Annotated in this window: 19 protein-coding genes; 10 read left to right on the forward strand and 9 right to left on the reverse strand. The window is 64.1% G+C overall.

Features of this window, described 5'->3' with window-relative positions; genetic code table 11:
* Window positions 1–82 precede the first annotated feature (82 nt).
* The 5 genes from ACXR2W_RS08235 to ACXR2W_RS08255 all read left to right on the forward strand — a co-directional run bounded on the left by ACXR2W_RS08235 (window position 83) and on the right by ACXR2W_RS08255 (window position 6,998).
* Window positions 83–1,738 carry a TIGR04028 family ABC transporter substrate-binding protein gene (locus ACXR2W_RS08235; RefSeq protein ID WP_458814614.1) on the forward strand — a complete coding sequence of 552 codons (1,656 nt, stop codon included), beginning with the start codon at window positions 83–85 and terminating at the stop codon, window positions 1,736–1,738.
* Window positions 1,735–2,748, forward strand: coding sequence for an ABC transporter permease (locus ACXR2W_RS08240; RefSeq protein ID WP_458814612.1), 1,014 nt, complete (start codon window positions 1,735–1,737; stop codon window positions 2,746–2,748). The genes ACXR2W_RS08235 and ACXR2W_RS08240 overlap by 4 nt, the downstream gene beginning before the upstream one ends.
* Window positions 2,745–3,641 (forward strand): ABC transporter permease, encoded by an 897-nt coding sequence (locus ACXR2W_RS08245; RefSeq protein ID WP_458814610.1) that lies wholly within the window; start codon window positions 2,745–2,747, stop codon window positions 3,639–3,641. Before ACXR2W_RS08240 ends, ACXR2W_RS08245 begins: the two co-directional genes overlap by 4 nt.
* Entirely contained in the window at window positions 3,638–5,497 is a 1,860-nt protein-coding gene (locus ACXR2W_RS08250) for a dipeptide ABC transporter ATP-binding protein (RefSeq protein WP_458814608.1), read from the forward strand. Before ACXR2W_RS08245 ends, ACXR2W_RS08250 begins: the two co-directional genes overlap by 4 nt.
* 124 nt (window positions 5,498–5,621) lie before the next feature.
* On the forward strand, window positions 5,622–6,998 hold the full coding sequence (locus ACXR2W_RS08255; RefSeq protein ID WP_458814606.1) for an alkylhydroperoxidase domain protein: 1,377 nt from the start codon (window positions 5,622–5,624) through the stop codon (window positions 6,996–6,998).
* A gap of 174 nt (window positions 6,999–7,172) precedes the next feature.
* On the opposite strand, the gene ACXR2W_RS08260 is transcribed toward ACXR2W_RS08255, so the two are convergent.
* Both ACXR2W_RS08260 and ACXR2W_RS08265 read right to left on the reverse strand, forming a co-directional pair.
* Window positions 7,173–9,338 carry an HNH endonuclease signature motif containing protein gene (locus ACXR2W_RS08260; RefSeq protein ID WP_458814604.1) on the reverse strand — a complete coding sequence of 722 codons (2,166 nt, stop codon included), beginning with the start codon at window positions 9,336–9,338 and terminating at the stop codon, window positions 7,173–7,175.
* Between the two features lie 274 nt (window positions 9,339–9,612).
* On the reverse strand, window positions 9,613–10,857 hold the full coding sequence (locus tag ACXR2W_RS08265; protein WP_489948840.1) for a hypothetical protein: 1,245 nt from the start codon (window positions 10,855–10,857) through the stop codon (window positions 9,613–9,615).
* A gap of 131 nt (window positions 10,858–10,988) precedes the next feature.
* Between ACXR2W_RS08265 and ACXR2W_RS08270 the strand changes: the two genes are divergently transcribed.
* The gene (locus tag ACXR2W_RS08270) at window positions 10,989–11,744 is read left to right on the forward strand and encodes a class I SAM-dependent methyltransferase (protein ID WP_458814600.1); all 756 of its coding nucleotides are present in this window, start codon (window positions 10,989–10,991) and stop codon (window positions 11,742–11,744) included.
* A 35-nt stretch (window positions 11,745–11,779) separates the two neighbouring features.
* Here the strand turns inward: ACXR2W_RS08270 and ACXR2W_RS08275 are convergent, their stop codons facing one another.
* The 5 genes from ACXR2W_RS08275 to aspS form a co-directional block, all read right to left on the reverse strand.
* On the reverse strand, window positions 11,780–13,606 hold the full coding sequence (locus tag ACXR2W_RS08275) for a choice-of-anchor G family protein (protein WP_458814598.1): 1,827 nt from the start codon (window positions 13,604–13,606) through the stop codon (window positions 11,780–11,782).
* Between the two features lie 35 nt (window positions 13,607–13,641).
* Window positions 13,642–14,352, reverse strand: coding sequence for a hypothetical protein (locus ACXR2W_RS08280; protein ID WP_458814596.1), 711 nt, complete (start codon window positions 14,350–14,352; stop codon window positions 13,642–13,644).
* Window positions 14,349–14,936: a signal peptidase I gene (locus ACXR2W_RS08285; protein ID WP_458814594.1), complete on the reverse strand. Its 588-nt coding sequence runs from the start codon at window positions 14,934–14,936 to the stop codon at window positions 14,349–14,351. The genes ACXR2W_RS08280 and ACXR2W_RS08285 overlap by 4 nt, the downstream gene beginning before the upstream one ends.
* Before the next feature lie 71 nt (window positions 14,937–15,007).
* Complete coding sequence (locus ACXR2W_RS08290) at window positions 15,008–15,718, reverse strand: SipW-dependent-type signal peptide-containing protein (protein ID WP_458814592.1); 711 nt, start codon at window positions 15,716–15,718, stop codon at window positions 15,008–15,010.
* Between the two features lie 271 nt (window positions 15,719–15,989).
* On the reverse strand, window positions 15,990–17,336 hold the full coding sequence (gene aspS / locus ACXR2W_RS08295; RefSeq protein ID WP_458814590.1) for an aspartate--tRNA(Asn) ligase: 1,347 nt from the start codon (window positions 17,334–17,336) through the stop codon (window positions 15,990–15,992).
* An 87-nt stretch (window positions 17,337–17,423) separates the two neighbouring features.
* Between aspS and ACXR2W_RS08300 the strand changes: the two genes are divergently transcribed.
* The 4 genes from ACXR2W_RS08300 to resB are packed head-to-tail and all read left to right on the forward strand — an operon-like array spanning window position 17,424 to window position 21,157.
* Window positions 17,424–18,077 (forward strand): histidine phosphatase family protein, encoded by a 654-nt coding sequence (locus ACXR2W_RS08300; RefSeq protein WP_458814588.1) that lies wholly within the window; start codon window positions 17,424–17,426, stop codon window positions 18,075–18,077.
* Window positions 18,077–18,760, forward strand: a complete 684-nt coding sequence (locus ACXR2W_RS08305) for a TlpA family protein disulfide reductase (RefSeq protein ID WP_458814586.1) — start codon at window positions 18,077–18,079, stop codon at window positions 18,758–18,760. The genes ACXR2W_RS08300 and ACXR2W_RS08305 overlap by 1 nt, the downstream gene beginning before the upstream one ends.
* 2 nt (window positions 18,761–18,762) lie before the next feature.
* Window positions 18,763–19,518 (forward strand): cytochrome c biogenesis CcdA family protein, encoded by a 756-nt coding sequence (locus tag ACXR2W_RS08310; RefSeq protein ID WP_458814584.1) that lies wholly within the window; start codon window positions 18,763–18,765, stop codon window positions 19,516–19,518.
* The gene (gene resB / locus ACXR2W_RS08315) at window positions 19,502–21,157 is read left to right on the forward strand and encodes a cytochrome c biogenesis protein ResB (RefSeq protein ID WP_458814582.1); all 1,656 of its coding nucleotides are present in this window, start codon (window positions 19,502–19,504) and stop codon (window positions 21,155–21,157) included. Before ACXR2W_RS08310 ends, resB begins: the two co-directional genes overlap by 17 nt.
* 332 nt (window positions 21,158–21,489) lie before the next feature.
* On the opposite strand, the gene ACXR2W_RS08320 is transcribed toward resB, so the two are convergent.
* Together ACXR2W_RS08320 and ACXR2W_RS08325 are read right to left on the reverse strand one after the other, a co-directional pair.
* The gene (locus ACXR2W_RS08320; protein WP_458814580.1) at window positions 21,490–22,182 is read right to left on the reverse strand and encodes a response regulator; all 693 of its coding nucleotides are present in this window, start codon (window positions 22,180–22,182) and stop codon (window positions 21,490–21,492) included.
* Window positions 22,183–22,227: 45 nt separating this feature from the next.
* Window positions 22,228–24,537, reverse strand: coding sequence for a sensor histidine kinase (locus ACXR2W_RS08325; protein WP_458814578.1), 2,310 nt, complete (start codon window positions 24,535–24,537; stop codon window positions 22,228–22,230).
* Window positions 24,538–24,870 lie beyond the last annotated feature (333 nt).

The raw sequence follows: 24,870 nt of genomic DNA on the forward strand, positions 1-24,870 counted from the left end.
TTTCATTGTTGTTATGCCAGACATAACAATAGCTTCATTGCGCGGAGCAGATCGAGCGCCGCTGTCACAGAACGGAACACTCATGAATAAGCGTCACTTCTCGTTACTCACCGCCCTGGCGGCGGCGGCCACCGCAGGCGCGATGGCGCTCACGGGCTGCTCAGCGGGCGGGGCAGGCGGCGGGGGTGCGGCGGCAAACGCGGCGGGCGAGAACACCCTCACCTACCTGGAACCACTGACGTGGAACGCGCTGTATCCGCCGTCTGGTGGGTTCTACCCCAACGGCGGCGTGCTGAACCAGATCACCGATCGGCTGCTCTACCAAAACCCCGAGTCGCTCGAGCTCGAGCCGTGGATCGCGGCGGCCCTGCCCGAGGTGAACGCCGACGCGACCGAGTACACGTTCACACTGCGCGAGGGTGTCACCTACTCAGACGGCACCCCGCTTGACGCCGAGAACGTGGTCAAAAACTTTGACCTATACGGCAAGGGCGACACCGAGCGCGCGCTGCCCGTGTCTGAAGCGATCAACAACTACGACCGCGGCGAGGTAGTCGACGAACACACCGTCAAGTTCTTCTTCACCGCGCCCTCGCCGGGCTTTGGACAGGCGGTCTCGACGATCAACTCGGGGCTCGTCTCAAACGAGACGCTCGATCGCTCGCTCGAAGAGTTTGGTCCGGGCAACGCGACCGAGATCATCGGCAGCGGCCCGTTCGTCGTCGCCGACGAACAGCTCGGGACCGAGCTGTCGCTCGACGCGCGCACAGACTACGACTGGGCGCCCGCCTCGCGTGCACACCAGGGCGCGGCCCTCATTGACGGCGTCGACATCATCGTCGCGGGCGAAGACAGTGTGCGCGTGGGCACCGTCGTCGCAGGTCAGGCAGACATCGCCCGTCAGATTCCCGCGCCCGACGAGCCACAGTTTCAGGCCGCGGGGCTCGGCCTCTTGGCCGCCCCCACCAACGGCGTGACGAACAGCTTGAATTTTCGCCCGACGAATGAACTTGTCCAAGACGTAGATGTGCGCCGCGCAATCATCGCGGGCATCGACCGGCAGGCGATCGTCGACACGCTCTTCAGTGACAGCTACCCGCTCGCCACCGGCATTCTCGCGAAGACCGCCGCAGGCTACACCGACACCTCGAGCTTCTACGAGTACGACCCGGCTCAGGCCGCCAAACTGCTCGACGACGCCGGGTGGAAGAAGGGCGCAGACGGCGTACGCGAAAAAGACGGTGCGAAGCTCAGTCTGACCTTCAACGAGGCGCAGCCGCAGCCCCGTTCGAAAGAGGTGATCACGCTGATTCAGGAGCAGCTGGCCCCGCTCGGCGTTGAAGTCAACCTGTTCGCCGGTGACTACGCTGCGCAAGAAGAGGCGGGCCGTGACCCCGGCACGATCCAGGTGTACCACTCGATGGTCGGCCGCGCAGACTACGACGTGCTCAAGTCGCAGCTGCACACCAAGAACCGCAACGTGCTGCGCCAGCTTGCCCCGACGGGCGAAGTGCACGACGCGAAGCTAGACGAACTGCTTGAACAGATCGCTTCGGTACCCACGAGCACCGAACGACAGCAGGCCTCCGCCGCCGCGCAGCAGCACATCGCCGAAAACGCCTACGTGCTGCCGCTGTTCGAGGAGCCGCAAACGTACGGTGTGCGCGGTGGCGTTGAAGGCTTTACAACAGAAGCCGTCGGCCGGCCCTCCTTCTACGACGTCAGCCTGAACCAGTGAGCGGGGCCTTTATCGCGCGGCGCATCGGGCAGGCGCTCGCCGTGCTCGCGCTCGCCTACACCGGCGCGTTCGTGCTCTTGCAGGCGCTGCCGGGCGACGCCGTGATGGCGCGCTTCGGCAGCCCAGATCTGGGGCTCACCACCGAGCAGCTCGCCGAGATCAGTGCAACCTATGGCGCCGACGAGCCGCTCATCACCCGCTATTTCGCTTCGCTCGCCGGGTTCTTGACGGGCGACCTGGGCACGTCGGTCGCGAGCGGCGCGCAGGTGTCGGCGCTGCTCGCCGAGGCCCTGCCGCAGACCCTCACGCTCGCGGTAATCGCGATGACGGGCGCGATTTTTCTCGCCGTCACGATCGCCTTTACCGCGAGCTTTGGCCGCGGCCGGCTGCTGCGCAACGCGGTGCGCAACCTGCCGCCCCTGTTCGTGTCGCTGCCCGTGTTTTGGATCGGCATCGTGCTGATTCAGGTGTTCTCGTTCAAGCTGGGCCTCATCCCCGTGATCGGTGCGACCCCCGGCCAAGCGCTCGTGCTGCCCGCGATCACGCTCATGATTCCCATCGCGGCGCCGCTTGCGCAGGTGTTTCTGCGCAGCATCGACGAGGTACGCGAGCAGCCGTTCGTGAACGTGGTGCGGGCTCGCGGGGCGAGCACGTCGTGGCTGCTGTGGCGCAACGTGGCCCCGAACGCGCTGCTGCCCGCGCTCACCATGGCGGGGCTGCTGTTTGGCGAGCTCGTGGGTGGCGCGATCGTCACCGAGGCCGTGTTCGGCCGCGTCGGCATCGGCAGCCTCACCGCGCAGGCCGTCGCCCAGCGCGACACCCCGGTGCTGCTCGCGATCGTCGTCATCGCCGCGGCCGTGTTCGTGACGATCAACCTGGTCGTCGACCTGCTCTACCCGGTGCTTGACGCCCGGCTGCGGTCCCAAAAGCCCGGCGACAAGGCTGGTAACAAAGCCGGCAAGTCTTCCCGCTCAAGTGCTGAGCCCGCTCTCGAAGGAGCTACGTCATGACCGCCACCGTGTCAGTTTCTGAACAGGCTCCTGCGCACTCTGCTGCGCAATCACCCGCTCTCGCGGGTTCCGGATCAGGCCGAGCGGCGCTCACCCGGCTGCGTGCCACCGCCGGGTTGGTGCTGCCCGCCGCGATCCTGCTCGTTGCGATCGCGTGGGCGCTCGCGCCGGGGCTGTTCACGTCGGTGAGCCCCACCGAGCAGGTGGGGGCCGCGCTGCAGGCGCCGGGCGCGGGCCACTGGTTTGGCACCGACGCGACCGGCCGCGACGTGTACGCCCGCGTGATTTACGGGGCATCGCAGTCGATCACGGCGGCGCTGATCGCGGTGCTCGTGGGGCTCGTCGCAGGGTCCCTCATCGGCGTGACGGCGGGGGCGACCGGCGGGCTCGTGGACGATGCGCTGATGCGAGTCGTCGACGTGCTGCTCGCGATTCCGACCCTGCTGCTGTCGCTCAGCGTGGTCATCTTGCTCGGCTTCGGCACCGCGAACGCAGCGATTGCGGTGGGCGTGACCTCGGTCGCGGTATTTGCTCGGCTTGCGCGAGCACAGGTGGTCAGCGTGCGGGCGAGCGAATTCGTCGAGGCCGCCTACGGTTCGGGCGGCACATTCTGGGGCGTCCTGTGGCGGCACGTGCTGCCGAACTCGGTGACCGCAGTGATCGCGCTCGCCGCTCTGCAACTGGGCTCGGCCATTCTGCAAATCTCGACCCTCGGATTTCTCGGCTATGGGGCTCCGCCGCCCACCCCCGAGTGGGGGCTGCTCATCGCAGAGGGCCGCAACTATGTCGCCACCGCCTGGTGGCTGACCGTCTTACCCGGGCTTGTCGTGGTGCTTGTGGTTGTCGCCACGAACCGGCTCAGCCGCTTCATCGAACGAGGAGAGAACTCATGAGCTTGGACCTCTCGCACACCCGCGATCTTGCCGTCACCGCGGCTAAGGAATCATTGGGCACACGTGGCCGTGATCCGAAGCGTGATTCTTTGCCCGATCCGGCCGCGAGCGAGGCGCGCGCCGGGGGTGCTGACGCGGCACCGCTGCTTTCGATTCGTGACCTCGCCGTGCAGTACCGCACCCGCGCGGGCATGGTCGACGCGGTGCGCGGCGTAAGCCTGGACCTCACCGCGGGCGAGGTGACAGCGGTCGTGGGGGAGTCAGGCTCGGGCAAATCGAGCGTCGCACAGGCCGTGATCGGGCTGTTGCCGGCGAACGGGCGCGTGGTGCGAGGCAGCATTGAGTTCAATGAGCGCAGGGCCGGCGTCACCGAGCTGACCGGGCTCGCTGAGCGGCACTGGCACGACCTGCGCGGCCGCTGCATTGCGCTGATTCCGCAGGATCCGCAGGGCTCGTTGAACCCCATCGCGACGATCGGGGCGAGCGTCGCCGAGTCACTGCGCCTGCATGGCTGGCGCGACCGGGCGAAGGTGCGGGCCCGCGTCATTGAGCTGCTCGAACAGGTGGGCATCGACGACGCCCCCAGGCGTGCGAAACAGTACCCGCACGAGCTGTCGGGCGGCATGAAGCAGCGTGTTCTCATCGCGGCGGCGATCGCTTCGACTCCCGAGCTGATCATCGCCGACGAACCGACGAGCGCGCTCGATGTGACCGTGCAGCGCACCGTGCTCGACCTGCTCGACGACCTGCGCCGTGAACAGGGCACGGGCGTGTTGTTCATCACGCACGACCTAGCGGTGGCGGCCGACCGCGCGGACACCGTTGTCGTGATGCGCGGAGGCGCCGTCGAGGAGACCGGGCCGGCGGCGCGCGTGCTGTCTGCCCCCTCTGCTGAGTACACGCGGCAGCTCATTGCCGATGCCCCCGCTTTTGGCAGGGTCGTCTCGCGCGGTGCGGGTCGTACTGCGCCCTCGTCATCGTCTGCGTCTTCCCCAACGTCATCCTGCGCAAGCTTGCGAGTCGCAGGATCCACACCGCTCCCGCCCACCACGCTGCTCGAAGTATCTGGTCTACGACAGGAGTTTCGCGGGCCCCGCGGCGAGACACCGTTTGTCGCGGTTGCAGATGTGAGCTTCACGGTGCCGCGCGGCACCACCCACGCGATCGTGGGGGAGTCTGGCTCAGGCAAAACCACGACCGGCCGCGCGATTGCGGGGCTCGCCCGCCCCACGGCGGGGAGCATTCGCGTGCTTGCAGCCGCAGAGGTCGAAGTGACCGGCCTGGCGGGGGCCGCGCTGCGGGAGTATCGCCGCACCACCCAGCTGGTGTACCAAAACCCGTACGCATCCCTCGACCCGCGCCGCACCATCGGCCAGACCCTCACCGAGCCGCTGCGCAACTTCAATATTGGTACGCGCCGCGACGCGGGGGCGCGGGTAGCGAGCGCCCTCGAACTGGTCGCCCTGCCCGCTACCTTCGCAAAGCGTAAGCCCCACGAGCTCTCGGGCGGGCAGCGGCAACGGGTGGCGATCGCCCGTGCCCTCATCGTCGAACCTGAAATGGTCGTACTCGACGAAGCTGTGTCGGCGCTCGATGTGACCGTGCAGGCGCAGATCTTGCGGTTGCTCGCCGACCTGCAGCGGGAGCTGGGCCTCACCTACGTGTTCATCTCACACGACCTCGCCGTGGTGCGGCAGATCTCTGACACGGTGTCGGTGCTACAGCGCGGTCGGCAGGTCGAGCACGGCAACGCAGAGCAAGTGTTCACGCAGCCGCAACATGACTACACCAGGCAGCTGCTCGACGCCATTCCGGGCCGCGGCGCGCAACCGGCGACGCTTCAGCCATCAATGTAGCTTCAAACATCAACTGGTCCCACATATTGATCCTTGAAGCGCGATTAATGCTCCAAGCACGCCCCACGGCTTCACGCCACATTGACCCACTCTCAACTTCAAGCCTACAAATCCAGGAGCACTCATGCCCGACACACTTACCCAGGTGGCCTCCACCACGACTTCGCCTGCGACCTCGCCCACGCCCGCCGAACTCCCCGACATCATCGACGCGCTCGCCGCCGTCGCACCCGGCAGCGCTGCAGACCTCGCCCGGGCGCGCAGGCCCGAGGCACGCAGCCACGCCCAGGGCAGCTTCACGGCACTGTTCGTGCCCGCAACAGATACCGCTCAAGAGGTGACGCTGGCCGAGCGCGCTGCCGTCGCACTCTTCGTGGCGCGGCTGCACGAGCAGCCCGCGGCGGGCCGATTCTATGGGGCGCTGCTGCGTGAAACGGGCGGCGGCCCGGGCCTCGAGCCGCTCATTGTGGCCGAGGCGCGAAACGCGGCGGGCACCGGCCCCTATGGCACGTTTCATGCCGACAACATGACCGAAAGCGTCGCGGGCCCGGTGTATTCGGTGGACTCGGTCGAGGCCGCCTACGCGTTGGGGGACAGGCTCGCAGCGGCTCTCGAGCACGCGCACCTGCTCGTGCTGCACCCTCGCGATGCGAGCCGGGAGCACCTGGGCCGGCTACTTGAGGCTGGCTGGAGCACGACCGGTATCGTCACGCTCTCACAGTTGGTCGCGTTCCTCACCTTCCAACTGCGGGTCGCGGAAGGAATCCGGGCAATAGCGCACGGCGCTGGTGCTGCCCGAGACCTTGAACAATTGGCGCGCGAGGTGGCTGAGGCAGCGAGGCACCGATCCGGAGCGGGTGGGGAGCAACCTGTCTCGGTGCGCGAAGAGCTGCCGGCGGCACCCCGCGTGACCCAGCCGCCGCGCTTCACGCGCGAGGCGCTGGGATGGAAACCGTGGCTCACACCGCTGCCCGCGGCCGAATTTACCGAGCGGCATCATGCCGCACTCATTGAGCCGGATCGCATTCACATGCCGTACTTTCGGCTGTTGGCGCGTGACCCCGAGGCGCTGCGCGAACGCACGCTCACCGACCTCGACATTTTCTTCAACACTGATGCGGGGCTGCCGCGGGCCGAACGCGAGATGGCGGCGGCAGCGTCATCGCGGTTCACGGGCTGCGTGTTTTGCGCCTCGGTGCATGCGCGGGCAGCGGTCGAACAGGGGGCGGCTGCGGGCGATATCGATCGGCTGCTGGGTGAGGGTGTGAGCGGGTTTGCGTGGGCTGGGGGTGCTCCGGCGAGCTACGGGCCCAGATGGGACGCAATTATTGGTGCGACGATCGCACTGACACAAACACCGAGCCGGCTGGGTGCGTCAGAGGTCGCGGCGCTCACCGCGGCGGGCCTTGACGACCTCGAGCAGCTCGACGTGGTGCAGGCGGGGGCTTTCTTTAACTGGGCGAATCGGCTGATGCTGTCGCTGGGGGAGCCGACCGAATAGCAGGCACGGGCCTTTACCGCCCTCTCGCGCGTGCCGCTTTTAGCTGAAGCTCTGCGGGAGTTGCTATTGACTGTCAGCTTTTGGTTGTCATCCTGCGGGAGCTACTTTTGGTTGTCATCCTGCGGGAGCTTGCGACTCGCAGGATCCACGCCCACGGTCCATGCCCGCTGGTGTCTACGCATACCCGTTGGCTTGTGCGTAGGCCCGCTGGTCGGCTGGTTTGAAGCGCCGCGCCCTCGCGGCGCCGAGTTGCATCCCGTAGGTGATGGGGAGTGGTGTCGCGAGCTCGGTCTGGGTGAGCTCGAAGGTGGGTGCTGCCGCTCGGGCCGTGGCGGCGGCAAGGTCAGGTCGCCCGGTCACACCCGGTGGTGATTGTGGTGCCCGGGTGACTGGTGGGGGTGGGTTTTCGAGGATGATGGGCGGAGTTCTCCCCTCGGTGTCTGGTGGTGGATGGAGCATGAAGGGGCCGCGCCCGTCGCGGGTGATCTTCCATCCGTAGTTATGGAGCTGCAAATGGTGCGCGGCGCATAGGGCGATCCCTCGATCGATGTCGGTGCGGCCCTGGTCGGAGTGCCAGTGGTCAATATGGTGTGCTTCACAGTACGAAGAGGGCCGGTCACAGCCCGGCCAGCGACACCCGCCATCACGGGTGGCGAGGGCGATGCGTTGGGCCCCGTTGTAGAGCCGCTGTTCGCGCCCCACGTCGAGGGGGTTGTAGTCTTCGTCGACCGTGACGTGCACGACACTGGCGTTGCAGCGCTGCTTGGCGACGACTGCGTCGGAGGTGATGGTGAGCCCGTCTTCATACCAGGCGACCACCCCGACCGGGTCAGCCGGAGGCTGCGCGGCCGGTGTCTGTGTGTCTGAGGGTTGCTGCGCCTCGGGGGTGGCGCCGCTGGCCGTCTGCCGGAGCGCCTTCTTTGCCGCTTTGGCGGCTTTCGAGGCCGTCTCGGCGGCGCGGGCTTCGGCCTGCTCAGCGAGGTACTCGGCCCGGTTCACGACCTGCACCACCCGCACGCCCACCTGCCTCGTACCGAACACGGTCTGCTGGTCAGCGACCGCGCCCGACTGGAGCAGATCGATGAGCAGGTCGTGCGAGATCTGATGGTGGGTGCGCTCGTCTTGCGCGAGCTCTTCCCCCGCGGCCTGCTCTGCCGGGTCGATGAAGCGGGGCCCGCCCCGTCGGGGGCGCAGCGCGCTCGCAAAGATCGTCTGAATCCACGCCCCCGCGTCATCGTCACAGGTGAGGCGGGCATGGAACTGCCCATTCGGGTCCGTCCACCACCTGAATGAGCGCGCCTCATACCGCTCGTTACGCCGCAGCGTCGCCCCCTCGGGGTCGAGGAGGTCACGAATCGCGCGCGCGTGGCGGCGCAGCTCTTCCACCCGGGTATGCTGGGCGGCCTCGATCAGGTCGAGCCCGGCCTGCCACCACAGCACCAGCAGAGCTGCTTCACACCGGCCCCCGCAGTCCCCGTCATCAAAAAGATCTACCGTGGGGGTGGGCGAATGCCCGGAAGCGTGGAGGGCCGCGTAGGCGGCCGTGTGGAACGCACACGCCGGCGCTACCGCAGCGCCATCTGCCACGGTGCCTACGGCGGGAGTGTTTGGTGCGGGGGTGCGGGGCGGAGTGCCGAGGCCCTGCCTGATCGCATCGTTTTGTGGGTCGGTGAGCAGGTCACGTGACACGGCCCGGTCAAGCACGGAATGCCACGGCACCGCCAACACCAGCTCCGCCTCAGCAGCTGCGGTTTCAAGAGCAGTCGAGCCACCGTCGTCATCATGACCCTCGTCGTCGCTGGCGCTGGCTTCGAGGGCGCGCTTCGCCGCGAGCGCTTCGCGCTGCTCGAGGGCTTCGCGTTCGGCTGTTTCGCCGGTGAGGATGCTTTCTCCTACCCGCACTTTGCGGGAGGCTTCACCCCACGAACTGCCGGTGAGGTGCTGCATCATCTCAACACTCGTTTTGAAGCCGCTCGCCTGCGCGACGCCGGGCTGCCCGGCACGTTTCGCAGACCGCGTTCCCACCGCCCCGGCACTGAGCACCTGCAGCTCAGTGAACTTACGCATCACCTGCGCCACGATCTTTGCGAAGTCGATGGCGCCCTCGTCGGTGAGCGCGTTTACGACCGTGCGGGCGTCTGCGCCGGGGCAGTCGGCCGGGAACAAAGCTTGCACGTGCGCCATGAGCTGCACGATCTCGTCACACTTCGCCTGCATCCCCAGCCCGCTAGTGGCATCCGCCGTGGCGGTTTCAGTGCCCGCATCAGCACCCTCGCTCGCAGCCTCAGTGAAGAGGCCCGCGAGGGGTTCTTCGTGCTGGGGTGAGGGTTTGGCTTCCATACCCTATTGTCTCACGGATCGTAGATTTATTCGAGTGAAGTTATCCACAGATTTGGCGTAATCACGCCAATTTTCGGTCGAAACAGGGGGCTGTGGACGACTCGTCGTACAGAGCGATGGATGCTGCGGCTCGCAAGTGCCGTGGGCACTTGCGCGGGAAGTAAGAAACGCTGGCGCGTTTCTTTCCAAACTTCCCGCCCGCGCAGCATGGCAACACGGACAAACGCGCAGCATGACTGAACCGAGGCAGGCAGCCGTCCAATGAGAACCGCCCTCAGCAGGGCACCTGCTCGCCACGGTCGGCCCAGGCGACGTTACGCAGCCACTTACCGTGGGTGTTTCCGCCTGCGCTGGCGGCGTCGCGTGCGATCTGACACGTGCGTGCCGTGTCGTTACCGGTGCGCTGGAAGACAAAATAGATGTAGTTATCGTCAGAGTTATCGAGCGCCGGGCGTAAGAAAGAGGTGCACAAGAAATCGGTGCGAGAGTATTCTGAGCCCGGAAACAGCTTGAGATACCGTTCAATGTCGGCCTTGTACTCGGTTGGCGTCCAAGAGGTGCCCACGACCGCTATCTGTGTGCCGTCACAGGCGGGCAGCGAGATTGTCTGCGCGAGCCCCAAGTCACCGCTCGGGCGTTCACGCGATTCTTGGTAGCGGGTCGACATAAACATGTCTTTCAGCTGCTGGTACAGCGCCGACTTGCTGAACTTCTCTGCATCTGCGTGAGTCTCGAATTTTAAGCGGTCGATAAGCGCGACATCGCTATGTGGTGCGGTGCCATCGTTCACGTCCACCCCAAAGCTGGTGGTGGTTGCGAAACTCAGATCAAAGCGTTCGGTCGGGTTCTCTGACTGTGCGGCAAAGCGCATGGCGACACTGCTGGCCGGTGATTTGCTCTGGTCAGTGGTGTTGAGGACTTCCTCTCCGGTGAGGCCCAAGACGGGGTACAGGCCGCCGTCTGCCGCGGCGGTAGTCAGGTAATAGAAACTCACCGGCCCCTGGGCTGAAAGCGCAACAGGCTCTGCATCAATGATCTCGATCGTCGAGACCGCGGGCACGGCCACGCAGCCAACGTTCATGGTGCGCCCGAGCGCCGCGACTTCGGTGCCACGCTCATCAAACACCTGCACGGGGCGCTGATCCCACGACGTCTGGTTGCCGCATCCCGCGAACTCGAACCCGCGATCTTTGGCTTCCTCGGCGCTCGCGAACGGGGCCACGCTCCACGCTTGCGGGTAGTCGAACCAGACTCCGAGCCCCTCGTGGTGATAGGTCGAAACCGCCTCGGGGGTAGCTGCCTCGCCGGGGGAATCTCTGCTCCGTTCGGCCGTCTGCGGGGCGGCACCCGGCCCCGGCCCTGAGCTGTCGCGCGATCCGGAACCAGCTGGCCCAGCGTCGCCCCCGAACAAGCCGGGCACGCCAGCCAATAGTGTGCAGCCTGTGAGTAGCGACACTGCCGCAGCTCCGGCTAGGGCCGCGGTCGCTAGGCGACCAGCGCGCGAAGAACGAAGCGGCATAATTTCTTCTCCAAGGTAATTCAGAAGCAGTGCAGATCATTCTGCCAGCTCAAGCATCGATTCGGCATGAGGTTCAACGTCGTGCGCGAACACGATTGCGCGTAAGGCTCGTCGCGGGCCATGCTGGGCATATGGCATCGCACGAACCCACTGACTCGACGGCCCCTCACTTGCCCCCTGCTGCCGCGTGCTCAGCTGAGCACGCTGGTGCGCACTCAGCTCCGGATCCGCAGGCCAACCCTGCTGAGTTCTGGGAGCGGCGCTATGCCGAGGCTGGGCAGGTGTGGTCGGGCAGGGTGAACCGAGTGCTGGCCGAGGTCGCGGAGCGCTGGGAGCCCGGGCGATCGCTCGATCTGGGGTGTGGTGAGGGCGGTGACGTGCTGTGGCTCGCCGAACACGGCTGGAGCGCGACCGGCATCGACCTGTCGCCCACGGCCGTGGCGCGAGGCATCACCGAAGCCTCGGCCCGCGGGCTCGAGAGCGCGCGATTTATTGCCGCCGACCTGGGGGAGTGGACGCTGCGCGCTGCTGAGGTCGACGGTTCAGGCGAGCCGTTCGATCTCATCACCGCGAGTTTTATGCAGTCGCCCGTTGAGCTGCCGCGGGAGCTGATCTTGCGCACGGCGTTGACGCGGCTCGCTCCCGGCGGCCGGCTCGTGATCTTGTCGCACGCGGCTCCGCCGCCGTGGGCGAAGAACCACCCCGGTGAGTTCTTGTCACCGGCCGGTGAGCTCGCACTGCTCGCACTGGGGCTCAGCTCAGAGGGGCGAGAGGTCGACGGGTGGACGGTCGAGATAGCCGAGGTGCGAGAACGTACAGCTGCGGGCCCAGACGGCCACGAACACCACCTTGAAGACACGGTCGTGGTGGTGCGGCGGGCAAGCTAGAACGCTCGCGGGCGTGACGCGAGGAGCGTCAGGGATTAGTAGTTTGCACATGCACCCGCGGCTACTTCGGCCTGGGAACAGACAGGCCCTACCGACCCCCTGCCGAGGTAGAGCCTGACATCATTCTCGCTGAGGAGACCAAGGATCCCAACCCGTAAAGCTGCGACGTCATACTGGCCTGGCGGAATTTCTGCCCAATCTAGAGGCGCGGGTGCACCTGATTCAGGACGGTTTTGTGCGTTGACTAATAGTTGGATTGTGCCTGACAAAAAAAGGGCCGCTGATATTGATTCAACGAGATCTAGGATTCCGGTGACTGCTTCGTTCACGGTTGGGGGTAGAACCCGGAGCCCATCAAGTACACCATCAAGCGCGGCCCCGACGAGACCGCCCAATGTGCTTTTAATCGTCGACGTAAGCAGGTTTGTTACTGGTTTGAGTGCGCCATTAAGTAGCGCAACAAGCGCCGTGCCAAGTATAGGAATACTGCTCAACCCTGAGAGCAAGACAAGCTCAGCATCGATAGTGCCGGTGTCGGCTAAGAGGTCGAGCAGGGATCCGGAAACAGTGGCAGAAATACTGCCGATTTCAATCCAGGAACTTGTAACCAAAACTGTTACAAATACCGAGAGATTTACCTGCAGGGCGACAACAATATCGATGGAATCTATGGTTGCGGTTAGCGTGTCTTCGACAACCCCGATCCAATCGCTCAGTGCTTCAGAAATCGCGAGCGAGAGTACGTTCAGCACGCTTGCGTTCGCTAATAGATCTGTGTTTGGGGGTAGTCCGTTAAGCCCGAGACCTTGCTGACCGCTATACGCTTTGCCGACTAGTGCAGCAAAGTCAATGGAGACCTTACCGCCCGTTAAATCGATCGATACGATGTTGTGACTATCGGTGATTGGCAAGGACAATAGCGCGGTCAAAGCGGACGTATCAACGGTTGCCGTGATCGCTATGTCGGTGCCATCAATGCGAAGAAGCCCCGAACCATTCGGTCCAGCCAAGATGCTCGTGAGATTCGCGACAAGAGGTCCTGTAATCGAGTTCAACAGCCCTTGATCCGCAAGTATCCCGTTGACAGCTGGTTGGAGGGCAGCGATTGCGTCACTTACAGCGTCTCGGAGAGTAACAATAGTGGGTGATTCGATGGTGCTGGACAGAGAAGCGATTAGGTACTCTCTCGTGATGGCATCCGAAGCTAGAGCTGACCAAGACTCCGAGCAGCCGTCTAGTTCTGCTCGGCCAGTGAGTGCCCCGATTTCTAGAGATAGGTCAGTCACATCGCCAAGCGTGTCCGCCACTATTGGATTTGTCTGAGCGAGCAGCTGCTTCAGCTTCAGCGTCGCGAGTTCTGGGTAGCCACTGCCCGGCGCGGTAGCGATGCCGCCGCTCGACGTAATGAACCCGGCGGCACCCTCCGCCACCCCAAAGGTTGAAGCTGATCCGAATTGACCGACTGCGCCAGTGCTGTTGTCGAGCGGTAGCTGCAGCAGACCATTACCGAGATCGAGGTTGATTGCTTGACTGAGGAGCCCGACGTTCAGTGGGTCGGCCCACGCTGGCGGAGCGGTCGCGGGGAGGGCCCCCTGCGGAGTGTGGACGTCACGCTGGCCGTCATTGGTAACCGTCACGCCGCTCGCCTCGGCAACGTCATCGAGATCGATGCCGAGCAGTGACCCGCTCAGCGCTCGGCCGTTACCTCGGGTAACAAATGCGCCCTCCGGGTCCGTGCAATCTACGGTGCCTACCGACGGTGCACTTACCCACTCGCTGTCGAGCCAGGACGCGTTTGAGACGATGCTCATCTGTGCCACGAGAGCGGTGGCCGCGATCACGCCTACGGCAGCGCCGCCCATGGTACGCCTGCCCGTGCGGCGGTGTTTGAAGAAGCTCATCGTGCTGCCCGCCTTCGCATTACAAGCGCGGCACCGAGGCCAACGAGACCGACCGCTAATACCCCGAGGGGCAAGAGGTCAGCGCCCGTGAGCGTCAGCTGCGGAGCAGCTGGTTTCGCGGGAGTAGGGGTAGTTGGGGAAACGGTGTCGCCAGAAGCATGGACGCCGAGCCCTACGCGAGCGGTCTGCGAAGCCCCCTCTGCAATCACTGCGTCTGCGGGCAAAGTCAGAGTGACTAGAAACTCGCGCGGTGCGCCCTGCTCTATGTCTGCAAGTTGAATCCTGTCGCCCACCGTCGGCAGATCACGCAGCGCGACTGTAGAAACAGCTGAAGTTGCCACACCAGAGCACTGGAGCGAGGCGAGATCAAACGCTCCGGCACAGGCGTCTACGCTGCCTGTGAGGCCCGCATCATCAATCAGATCACCACTGCCGCGCAGTTCGATCGCCAGAGACCCAGAGGTAGCACTCTCGAGCGATGCGCGAATGCGCCAGTGCGTTGACTGGCCCGGTTCGAGGGTGGCCCAGAGCGGAGTAGCGGTGTCACGGGAGAGTGTGATGTACCCGGGAGTGCCGGTCTCAGTGATCTCGGTGAACACTGCAGACGCGCGCGAAGCGGTGAGCGTTAGTCCAAGCCCTGCAACGGCGGCAAACACAATAACGAGCACAGAAGATACCGCGCGCGACCGGCTTCGACTCTGAGTCATGCGTCTACCTCCAATGCATCATTACGTGTGGCTGGTTCGTCGGGGGTACTAGCGTCGTCGACATCGACAGAGCCGACCTCGCGCTTTGGCCAGAACGCCCAGGTGGTAACGGTGCCCGCGAGCAAGATCAGCACACCCAACCCGATGGGCGACTGCATGAGCATGAGCGCTGCCCCTGCCTGCGGTGTGGCGAACACCACACGCCGCGCATCTTTCACGACGTAGGGCAGCATGTCGATGGTCGCGTTGTCGTCGCCCTTGAGCACGAGCTCGCGGGCGTCATCGGGAATGCGTTGCTCTTGCGTTGCGTAGTCTGCGTCTCGCACCTCAACGACGCGGTGCGTAACCGGTAACTCCTCACCAGAACGCTTCACTGTGACGACGTCATCCACCTCGATGTCGCCAGCTTTGACCGGCATCGATAGTGCGAGCGCTCCCTGCGGCATCGTCGGGCTCATGGAGCCCGTGCGAAACGTGATGAGTGTCGCGCCGGTCGCCGCAGAGAATGCAAACCATGAGGCAAGCCCGAGGGCCGCGACGACAAGAAGCGTCGTCACGGCGGCCCCGAGAATCTTGCTCAACATGTGCACCTTAGAGGTCGCTCAGGTCGCGAAATTCCAGCGAGCAGCCGAGCTTCGCAACCTGACGAGGGTTATTAGTTAGACTCTGCTGCGAACTCCCAAGCGGGGGCAATCGTGCGGCCCTGCAGTGTCATGCCGGAGTTGGCCTGCTGAAAGGTCGTTTCAGCGTCTGTGGGCAGGTTGATGACGAAACAGTAATGCTGGGGTGCTCCGGGAAGGGCAGTAGTAGCCGCGGCGAGGGTCTGCACTCCCGTGGTCGGAGTCGCTCCGGCCGACAGCGAAGCAGCTGAGACACCGGGAACCTCGGTCCAGTCACCAGCGGTGAAGGCCGCGCTCGTGCAATCGGGCGCGACAGTGGCGGCCGACGTGTGAACCGTGAGGTTGACTGCACTCCATAGGCCGACTCCCGGCGCGTCTGCTCCGGCCGTAGCACTCGCGGACTGGACAGCCCCCTGCAGGGTTACGTCGCCGCCGACCGAACCGGTGACGGTGCGTAGTGAGACGGGTGCGTAGACGGTATCGCCTGGCGCCAGTGCTTGCGCGGCAGCCGTGAAATCGAGCGCGCCACCGGGATTGGTTTCATCCTGGTGCCAATCGCCTTCAGTGAACTGCTCTACTTCAAATTTCGAGGTGCCAACTGCGTCGCCGTCAGCACCGCCCCAGACCCACTCTGAGTCAGTCCATGAAGCGAGCGTGTACGTGGCGGCGACGCCCACGACGAGAATGCCTGCCGCGATGGCCGCAATCTTGCGTGTGCGCCGCGATGAATTTGCTGTGGTAGCCATGTTTCCCTCCCCTATGCGTACGCGAGGAGCGCCGACGACCAAGCCGGTCAGGCTGTACGTAGTGACCCCCCGCTACGTACCAGGACGAGACAAGTGTCTCGAAAGAACCCGGATACCCCCACTCTACTCAGCACGGAGACAAAGTTCGAACCTGATACAAAAAAGGGGAGCGCCCTACGCACAAGCGTGGGGCGCTCCCCTTGATCCGGATCAAAACCCGGCACCGTAGCTGCCACGCACGCGGGCAGCTACGGTGCAGAATCCGTGAAAATTACGGCATGAGGCGCGTCGGGCCGCGGAAGAGGTAGGTCACCTCGCGGATCGAGGACTGCTCGAGCAGCAGCATCAGCACGCGGTTCAGGCCCATGCCGAAGCCGCCGTGCGTGGGCACGCCGTAGCGGAAGAAGTCGAGGTAGAAATTCAACTCGGCGGCGTCCATGCCCTTGTCGGCGATCTGTGCCTCGAGTACGTCGATGCGGTGCTCGCGCTGAGCGCCGGTCGAGATCTCGGTGCCGCGGTAGATCAGGTCGTAGCTGTTGGTCAGCTCGGGGTTGTCTGCGTGGCGCATGTGGTAGAACGGGCGAATCGACGTCGCGTAGTCCGTGAGAAACACGAAGTCGTGGTCGTACTTCTTCTTGACGTGAGCCGAGATGCGGCGCTCGCCCTCGGGGTCCATGTCGGCGTCGGCGCGGGGAATCTCGTAGCCCTCCTCCTTGACGATCTCCTTGGCCTCGGCCAGGGGGATGCGGGGGAACGGGCGCGACGGCACGGTGACGTCGATGCCGAAGAGCTTCTGAATTTCCTCGCCGTGCTTCTCCTTCACCGCGGTGAGGGCAGCAACGAGCAGCTCCTCGTGCAGCTCCATGACGTCCTCATGCGAGTCGATCCACGACAGCTCGGTGTCGATCGAGGTGAACTCGGTCGCGTGGCGCGAGGTGAACGAGTGGTCGGCACGGAAGGCGGGGCCTACCTCGAAGATGCCACCGAAGCCAGCGGCCTGTGCCATCTGCTTGAAGAACTGGGGGCTCTGCGCGAGAAACGCCTTGCCCTCGAAGTAGTCGACCTCGAAGAGCTCAGCGCGCGACTCAGACGCCGACGCCATGAGCTTGGGGGTCTGAATCTCGATGAAGCCGCGGTCCACCCACACGTTGCGCATCGCGTGCAGCAGCGTGGTCTGAATGCGGAACACGAGGTTCTGCTCGGGGCGACGCAGGTCGAGGAAGCGCCAGTCGAGGCGCACGTCGATGTTCGAGTCGCCGGCGACGGGGTTGTCGGGCAGCGACTTCGCAACAACCTCGATCGTCTCGATCTGCACTTCAACGCCGCCGAGCTTGACGCGCTCATTGTGCTGCAGCTCACCGGTGACGGTGATGAAGGTGCCGTGGGTGAGCTCAGAGATGGTGTTCGTGCGGGGCACGAGAATGTCTGAGCGGGGGTTGTCTGCGTCGGGTTCGCGCAGCACGCCGCCGTTCACGAGCTGCACCGCGCCCGATTCGTCGCGCAGCACTACGAACTGTACGTAGCGCTGGTCGCGCACTTTCTCGACCCAGCCAGACACGCGCACGGTCGCGCCATTGTCAACGGTGGGGAGGTCCTTTATTAATACGCGCTCAGTCACCCCGATAGTCTAGCCGCCGCGCAGCTTGGTTGCGTGCACATCCAAACTGCCCAAGTTCTCAGAGAGCGGCAGCGCGGCGAACGTAGAATGGCGGGTGTGAGCGACAAACTCCTGCATCTGGTGCGCCATGGCGAGGTGCACAACCCAGATCTCGTGCTGTACGGCCGCCTTCCTGGCTTTCGCTTGTCTGAGCGCGGGCATCTGATGGCCGAGGCCGCCGCCCTCGAGATCGCCGCGGCCGATCGCGCGGTCGCCAGGCTCTATGCCTCACCGCTGCAGCGCGCCCAGGAGTCAGCGCGCCCCATCGCGAGCGCGCTGAGCCTCGAGATCATCACCGAAGAGCGCATCATCGAACCCACCAACTACTTCGAGGGCATGGTCAACTCTGGCCCCGACTCGGCGTTCAAAAACCCGCGTCACTGGCACAAGCTGCTCAACCCGCTGCGTCCCAGCTGGGGCGAGCCGTACCGGCGCATCGCGGCGCGCATGCGAGCCGCGATGGACGATGCCTGGAACTCGACGCGCGGCGGCGACATCGTGATGGTCGCGCACCAAAACCCGATCTGGGTGACGCACCTGGACGTCGCTAATAAGCCCCTGTTTCACAGCCCCGCCTCACGCCGTTGTGAGCTCTCGAGCATCACGAGCTTCGAGAAGCGCGGCGAACGCTGGTTTGAGGTGGAGTATCGCACGCCCGCAGCTGGGCTGCAGGGCGATGCGATCGATGTGGGAGCGGTGTAATGAAGCTAGAGAACACGCGTTCGCGCCGGATCGGTGCCGCGCTCGCCCTGTCACTTGCGGGCCTCGTGGGTCTCGCGGGCTGCAGCGGCGGCGGGAACGACCTCGCGAAGCAGTGGCAGGAGTCGAGCGATAAGGGGTACGTGGCGGGCGACGGCTCGTCTGCGAGTTTCGCGCCGTCTGAGCGCACCGAACCCGTCGAGTACTCGGGGGAGACCGAGACCGGCGATGTGTTCAGCTCGGCAGACACACTCGGCTCTGTGACGGTTGTGAACTTCTGGTACGCCGGCTGCGCACCGTGCCGGTACGAAGCGCCCGACCTGGTGGCAGCCTATGACGAGTTCACGCCGCAGGGTGTGAAGTTCTTGGGCGTCAACACCCGCGATCAGGTTGCCCAGGCGACCCAGTTCTCTGAAGAGTTTGGTATCGAGTACCCCTCGATTATGGACAACCCCGGCGGTCGTACCGTGCAGAAGGCGTTCGCGGGCCAGGTGCCGCTCAACGCGGTGCCCACCACGCTCGTGCTCGACACTGAGGGGCGCGTGGCGCACCGCGTGCTCGGCATGCTCGCGGGTGAGTCGCAGCTGCGCACGCTCATCAACGAGACACTCGACGAGCAGTCTGCCGGCACGGGAGCGTCTGATTCGAAGCCCTCGGCCGATAAAAAGCCCGCGAGCGAGCAGTAACGGTGGGGGTGCAAGACCTCGTAGCTGATGGCCAGCTGCTCGTCGCGTCACTGATCGCGATCGCGGCGGGTGTGCTTTCGTTCCTGTCACCGTGTGTGCTGCCGCTCGTGCCCGGCTACCTCGCCTATGTGAGCGCCAGCGCGGGAACCGATTCGGGGTCTGGCGCAGACGCGAAGCCGGCGCGCAGGCGTTTGGTGCTGGGTGCGCTGCTGTTCATCTTGGGTTTCACCGTGGTGCTCGTCGCCTTTTTGGCGGCGGCCGGCACGGTGGGCGTGTGGCTGCTCGACTGGGAGCCGCTCGTGACCCGCATCATGGGTGTCTTTGTCGCGCTCATGGGACTCGTGTTCATTGGCGGGTTTGGGTTCATGCAGAACAATAAGAAGCTCAAACTCAAGCCGCGCTTTGGTCTCGTAGGTGCCCCCGTGCTTGGCATCGTGTTCGCGATCGGCTGGACCCCCTGCATGGGACCCACGCTCACCGTGATCATGGGGCTGAGCCTGCAGCAGGGCTCGGTCGGCCGCTCGGTCATACTGGCGCTGTGGTACTGCCTCGGGCTCGGGCTGCCGTTCGTGCTCGCTGCGTTCGGCTTTGGCTGGATGACCCAAACCATGACATTCTTCAAGCGGCATATTCGTGCCGTCAACGTGATCGGCGGCGCGCTGCTGATCCTCATCGGTCTCCTGATGGTGACCGGCCTCTGGAGCAAGATGATGTATGCACTGCAGGCGGTGATTGGCGGATATGTCACGCCCCTCTGATTACGATGACGGCTCTGGCGCGCAGGTACGCGCGGAGTCACCCGAGCTTGGCCTCAAGGGCTGGGGTCGCTGGTTCTGGCGCCAACTCACCAGCATGCGGGTGGCCCTGATCCTGCTCTTGCTGCTCGCGGTCGCCGCGATCCCTGGCTCCCTGCTGCCGCAGCGCAGTGCAGACCCCAATGGGGTGCTGCAGTACGAAGCGGATCATCCCAAGCTGTTTCCGATTCTCGACGCGTTCCCCGTGCAGGCGTTCGATGTGTACAGCTCGGTGTGGTTCTCATCGATCTACCTGCTGCTGTTTATCTCGTTGATCGGCTGCGTGCTGCCGCGCGTCGCCCATCACTGGAAAGCCTGGCGCGGTAAGCCACCAAAGACTCCCGCGCGGCTAAACCGAATGGCGGGCTTCACCGAGGTGCGCGTCTCGAACCCGAGCGCGACGCCCGCAGAGCGCGAAGAGTTCGCGGCGCGCGCCGTGACTGAGGCGCGCGACGTGCTAAAGCGCTCGCGATACCGCACCGAGGTGCAGCGCGTGACCCGCCGCGGTGTCACCGAGATCTCGGTGTCGGCCGAGCGCGGTTACCTGCGCGAGACCGGTAACCTGCTGTTTCACACCGCGCTGCTTGGCGTGCTCGTGTGTGTAGGGGTGGGCGGCGCGTTCACCTTCAATGGCCAGAAGGTGCTCGTCGAGGGCGAGACGATGGTCAACCAGCTGATCGACTACGACACTGTGAACTCGGGTAACGGCTTCGACAGCGAATCGCTTGAGCCGTTCACGCTGCAGTTGAAGTCGCTGCAGGTGGACTACATGACCCCCGAAGATGGCAACGTTGACGCGCTCGGTCAGGTGAAGGACTACATTGCGAGCATGAAGCTCACCGACCCAGACGGCACGGAGTCGGAGGAAGTCATTCGGGTGAATCACCCGCTGCGAGTGCACGGTTCACCGATCTACCTGATCGCAAACGGGTATGCGCCGACCCTCACTATTCGTAACGCCGAGGGCGAGACCGTGTACAGCGAGTCGATGCCGTTTATTCCGCAAGACACGAACATGGTGTCGCTCGGCGTGGTGAAGGTGCCGTACGGCATCAAGAAGGGCGACGGTGAGCGCACCCAGCTGGGGCTGCGCGGGTTCTTCTACCCGACGAAGGTCGACCTCGAATCGGGCGCATACACCTCGAACTTCCCCGACCTTGAGAACCCCGTGCTGACACTTGACGTATTCGAGGGTGACCTCGGCATCGACAGCGGTGTGCCGCAGTCGGTGTACGCGCTCGATACCGAGAATATGCAACAGCTCACGGGCCGCGCGATCGATAAGAAGTCGCTCGAGCTCACGATCGGGGAGACGATCGACCTGCCAGACGGTATGGGCACGCTCACGTTCGAGGCCGCGCCCCGCTACGCCGCGTTCGACGTGATGCGCAACCCTGCGCAGACCGGAGTGCTGATCTTCGCGCTGCTCGCGCTCGGTGGCCTCATCTGGTCGCTGTTTGTGCCGCGCCGACGCATGTGGGTGAAGGCGTTGCTGACCGATGATGGTGTGACACTGCAGTACGCGGCGCTCGCACGCGGCGATGACCCGGCGCTCGAGCGCGCGGTCGAAGAGCTGCGCGAGAAGCACGGCGACCGGCTATAGAGGGGGAACGGCGGCCCGAGGGGGCTGGGGCCGCCGCTCTCCGGTCGCGGCGGCTTCGCCGCCGCTCCTGCCAGACCCAACCAATCGGCGGCCCCAGCCCCCTCGGGCCGCCGTGTGTGACCCCCAACGCGGGGTCATTTCACGTTCTAGCTGGGAAGTTGGAGAGTGCATCTAGTTGAGTGGAACTGCTGGTTCTACTACGGTCGCTCCCCCAGACCTGCGTAGAAGCGTGGCAGCGCCACACCGGCACCGCCCCTGTCGTGCTGTATAACGATGGGGGTATGCAGCCCCGGATCCGGGCATCCCATCGAAGGAGCCGGGGCTGCAGATCGTCATGGAAGATTTGGTGAGCCTGAAGGCAGCGAAGGGCCGAGGTAGCCGTCCGCCCATGCGACGCGACCAAAGTCGAGTTTAGAACGCACGGGCACTCCCACCGACGCATATTTCTTCTTCACGCGGTCCAAGTACTGCTTTGCGGTTTCACGGCTGATATTCATAGCAAGGCCAACATTCTCGATGCTCAACCCCGAGGCGTAGAGCACAAGCGCGCGTTCCTCTTGAACACTCAGCTCCGGCCTCTCTGGGTCGCCCGCAATGACCGAGGCGAGCTCTGCAGTGACCCATTCTCGGCCTTCGAGCACCGCCGAGACCGCCTCGTGGATGCTCGCTTCACTGTCACGCTTACCCACGATGCCCGCAGCGCCAGCCTTGATCACCTGCCGCACGAGAGCAGGAGAGGCAAGCGCCGAAAGCACCAAAACCTTTAGTCCACCCTTTACCATCATCTCGACGTGTGCGGGGCTCACACTGGGTTGTCGATCAACCATGAGGTCAAGTATGAGCAAGTGCGGCCTTAGTGACTGCGCCGCGGCGGCAGACCACCTGATGAAGTTCGGGGCTGACTCACCGCTGAACACGACCTCGTACTGCCCAGATGTTTTGAGGAGCTCTTCCGTTCGTGTTCGTTGCAGTACGTGATCCTCGACGATTGCGATCCGTGCTTTGTGTGGGTCGCCACCAGACATGGAGCCTCCCTCGAAGGTTAACAATCCGATTGACTCTATTCTTGTCTACAAGCCAGAGATCTGTGCGTTGGGTCGAGTCGTTGCTTCGAATAGAATCTCGAGCACATCGACGTCTCCGAGGTGTAGGAGCTGGGAGCTCCCAGCGAAGCGCTCAGGCACGTTGAGGTCCGCGCCGGTGAGAGTGAGCTGTAGCCCGCGCTCCACCGGAAACAGGGTCGCGGCCAACGATCCGGACTCGCTTGTAGCGAGGATGCCCGCGCGCACGACCTCGGCAATCACGGAGGCTGAGTCTGCGTCATGTGTGTCGCGATCACCGAGCCGCAAAGTAAGTCTGACTCTACGCTCACGTGCGAGGTACAGCAGAGGTGTAAAGACGGTGCCGAGATGTACAAGCCCAGGGTCGATCAAAACGAGCTGCCGCAGGTAGAGTTCTTCCTCGTCGCAGGCCGAGCGAGTCGAATCATCACCCGGATCGAACAGGCCGTCACGAATTCCCCGTAGCAGCTCGGAGGCCTCGCTGAGCCCGGCGTCAGTCCAGCGCTGATAGCTCATTTGAGCCGCAGCCTCCTGTTCGCCTCGTAACCGAGCCTGAAACTCGTCACGACGTGCGGTCGCCGCGAGATCTGAAAGCCTCGACATGAAACCCTGAAACATTGCCCAGACGCCCGAGAACCCAAGCCCGACGAGCCCAGCGAGGACAACGATCACCGCTCCTGTAATGGACTGGGGAGCGACCGTGATTGCAAGCAAAAAGGCAACCGCCGCCCATGACGAGGCCGCCAGGACCCGCCACCGGCGGCTGCCGGATACCGAAAGTAGTAAAACGAACGGACCCGCCGCAGCGAGTGCCTGCCAGTGCGTTGCGCCCACCGTACCAAATGATGTGGCTCGAGCTGAGAGCACGAAGACAACGAGCGTTGCGGCGATGAGTAACGGTACGGCTACTCTGCGATGAGCTGGCAGCCAGGCAATGCCCACCGCCAGTGCCATAATCACGATCATCGGCCACAGCGCGAAGCCCTCATTGGTGCCTCCGGCCAAGGTGAGTACAATACTCTCGGCAGTGACGCCGATTCCCCAGTATGTGCTGGCCCGCCGCCGCGCGGACTCCGCCGCACGCGCAAGCGCACGGTCATCGGGCATAGGGCTTAACTCGGAGGCGCGGGGAGTCAGCGGAACTCGGAGCGTAACTGTCGTGCCGACCCCTGGGCTGCTCCACAGGTTCGCAGTGCAGCCCTGCTGTCTCGCTCGCTGCTCAATTGAGGCAACAATTCCGCGTGTTTGTACGAAATCTCGTGAGAAACCGAGTCCGTTGTCAGCCACTCGAATGACAAGTTCTTGCTCGTGAGCGGCTACATCGACAGCGACATGTTCGGCCCCGGAGTGCTTCGTTGCGTTGTTGACGGCCTCCCGCACACACCCCACGATCGCAATGATGACGTCAGCGGAAAGCAAGCCGTTGATCCGCGCAAGTCCTGCATCTTCCAACCCGCTCCTGTGAGCAGGGAGCCCGGGCTGCTCGAACACGTCCATGAGGGAAACCTTGGGTGCTGCTGTTTCGGTGCCCCGCAGCTGTTCCAGTAGGGTCACATCCCTCGCGCATTGCTCCCTGACCATGGTCGCCTCAGCGTGCCCCAAACTAGCAGAGGCAATCGCAGCAAACGTGTTGATCGCGGTGTCGTGAAGCACGCGCGATTCTTCTGCTAACCGTGCACCGAGCTGCTCCAGTGCCTCGTTTTGCAGGGTAGCTTCGTCAGCGTTTGTGACTGCGCGGTCCACGCTGGTTGACTCGCGCAGTAACGCAGCAACTCCCAACCTAATGGCGAGGACGATTGTCACCTGCGTGACGACGACCGACAGCGGAAGCTGAAGCCCCCAGTGGGGGAGGAAAAGTAAGATTGTCGCGGACGCGCCTGCGGCCGCGACTACGACAAGCCAGATGACGTAGCGCCGAAGAATGAGCAATCCAGCAAAGAACGATGCGAAATTGATCTGCCAACAGGCTGCGAATGTGAGGGCGGAGTCGATGCTGCTGCTCGCGACATAGCTCCACGCGCCCGCGACGATCATTGCCATTGTGAGCGCTGGCCACAGGCGGTCGGGCCGTCGAGAGCGGACAGCGAGAGCTCCCAGCACGCCGATCAAGAGCTGGACGCTCGCGAGGTCCCACCCATGGTGTCTGAGTGATACCACCGTCACTGCGACCATGACGGCCTGCCAGGCCATGATCGCAGTGATCACAACCCGGGTGATCGACCTCAGAAGTGTGTTTGTGGCTCCACCGGACCAGGCGGGCTCTAAACCGCTCGCGGTGGTGACACCGAGCCCCGTGAAGATCGAGCGAATGAGTCTCATGTTCACCTGATCCGCGAATGAACCAACAACAACAGGTTCAGCATATCGATGGGGTCACGCAGGATGACGTGGAATTGCGCGTAGGCACCCCCACCCGCACCCGAACGCATCAGGTGCGGGACCGCTTGTTGCGTAATGCGTGACTTCCAGAACGTCGGTCTATCCTTGCCAGCCGTCGGGACGTGACCTCCACGTGGGGGTCATTTTCTTCGTTGGCTGAGTACATGCTGAAAGTATGCGTTGAAATGAGTGACGTGCCGGAACATTTGACCCCCGCGGGCGGTAACGATGCTGCCGACTGGCGACAAGGAACAACACGGTACTGATCGAGAG

Source organism: Leucobacter faecis, assembly GCF_054456695.2.

Bases quoted from the DNA above. Each gene is read 5' to 3' on its own strand.
- ACXR2W_RS08285 (WP_458814594.1), bottom strand. From the start codon at position 14,936: ATGTTGAGCAAGATTCTCGGGGCCGCCGTGACGACGCTTCTTGTCGTC.
- ACXR2W_RS08305 (WP_458814586.1), top strand. From the start codon at position 18,077: ATGAAGCTAGAGAACACGCGTTCGCGCCGGATCGGTGCCGCGCTCGCC.
- ACXR2W_RS08325 (WP_458814578.1), bottom strand. From the start codon at position 24,537: ATGAGACTCATTCGCTCGATCTTCACGGGGCTCGGTGTCACCACCGCG.
- ACXR2W_RS08255 (WP_458814606.1), top strand. From the start codon at position 5,622: ATGCCCGACACACTTACCCAGGTGGCCTCCACCACGACTTCGCCTGCG.
- ACXR2W_RS08235 (WP_458814614.1), top strand. From the start codon at position 83: ATGAATAAGCGTCACTTCTCGTTACTCACCGCCCTGGCGGCGGCGGCC.
- ACXR2W_RS08280 (WP_458814596.1), bottom strand. From the start codon at position 14,352: ATGACTCAGAGTCGAAGCCGGTCGCGCGCGGTATCTTCTGTGCTCGTT.
- ACXR2W_RS08275 (WP_458814598.1), bottom strand. From the start codon at position 13,606: ATGGGCGGCGCTGCCGTAGGCGTGATCGCGGCCACCGCTCTCGTGGCA.
- ACXR2W_RS08245 (WP_458814610.1), top strand. From the start codon at position 2,745: ATGACCGCCACCGTGTCAGTTTCTGAACAGGCTCCTGCGCACTCTGCT.
- ACXR2W_RS08260 (WP_458814604.1), bottom strand. From the start codon at position 9,338: ATGGAAGCCAAACCCTCACCCCAGCACGAAGAACCCCTCGCGGGCCTC.
- resB (WP_458814582.1), top strand. From the start codon at position 19,502: ATGTCACGCCCCTCTGATTACGATGACGGCTCTGGCGCGCAGGTACGC.
- ACXR2W_RS08265 (WP_489948840.1), bottom strand. From the start codon at position 10,857: ATGCCGCTTCGTTCTTCGCGCGCTGGTCGCCTAGCGACCGCGGCCCTA.
- ACXR2W_RS08300 (WP_458814588.1), top strand. From the start codon at position 17,424: ATGGCGGGTGTGAGCGACAAACTCCTGCATCTGGTGCGCCATGGCGAG.
- ACXR2W_RS08270 (WP_458814600.1), top strand. From the start codon at position 10,989: ATGGCATCGCACGAACCCACTGACTCGACGGCCCCTCACTTGCCCCCT.
- ACXR2W_RS08250 (WP_458814608.1), top strand. From the start codon at position 3,638: ATGAGCTTGGACCTCTCGCACACCCGCGATCTTGCCGTCACCGCGGCT.
- ACXR2W_RS08320 (WP_458814580.1), bottom strand. From the start codon at position 22,182: ATGTCTGGTGGCGACCCACACAAAGCACGGATCGCAATCGTCGAGGAT.
- ACXR2W_RS08290 (WP_458814592.1), bottom strand. From the start codon at position 15,718: ATGGCTACCACAGCAAATTCATCGCGGCGCACACGCAAGATTGCGGCC.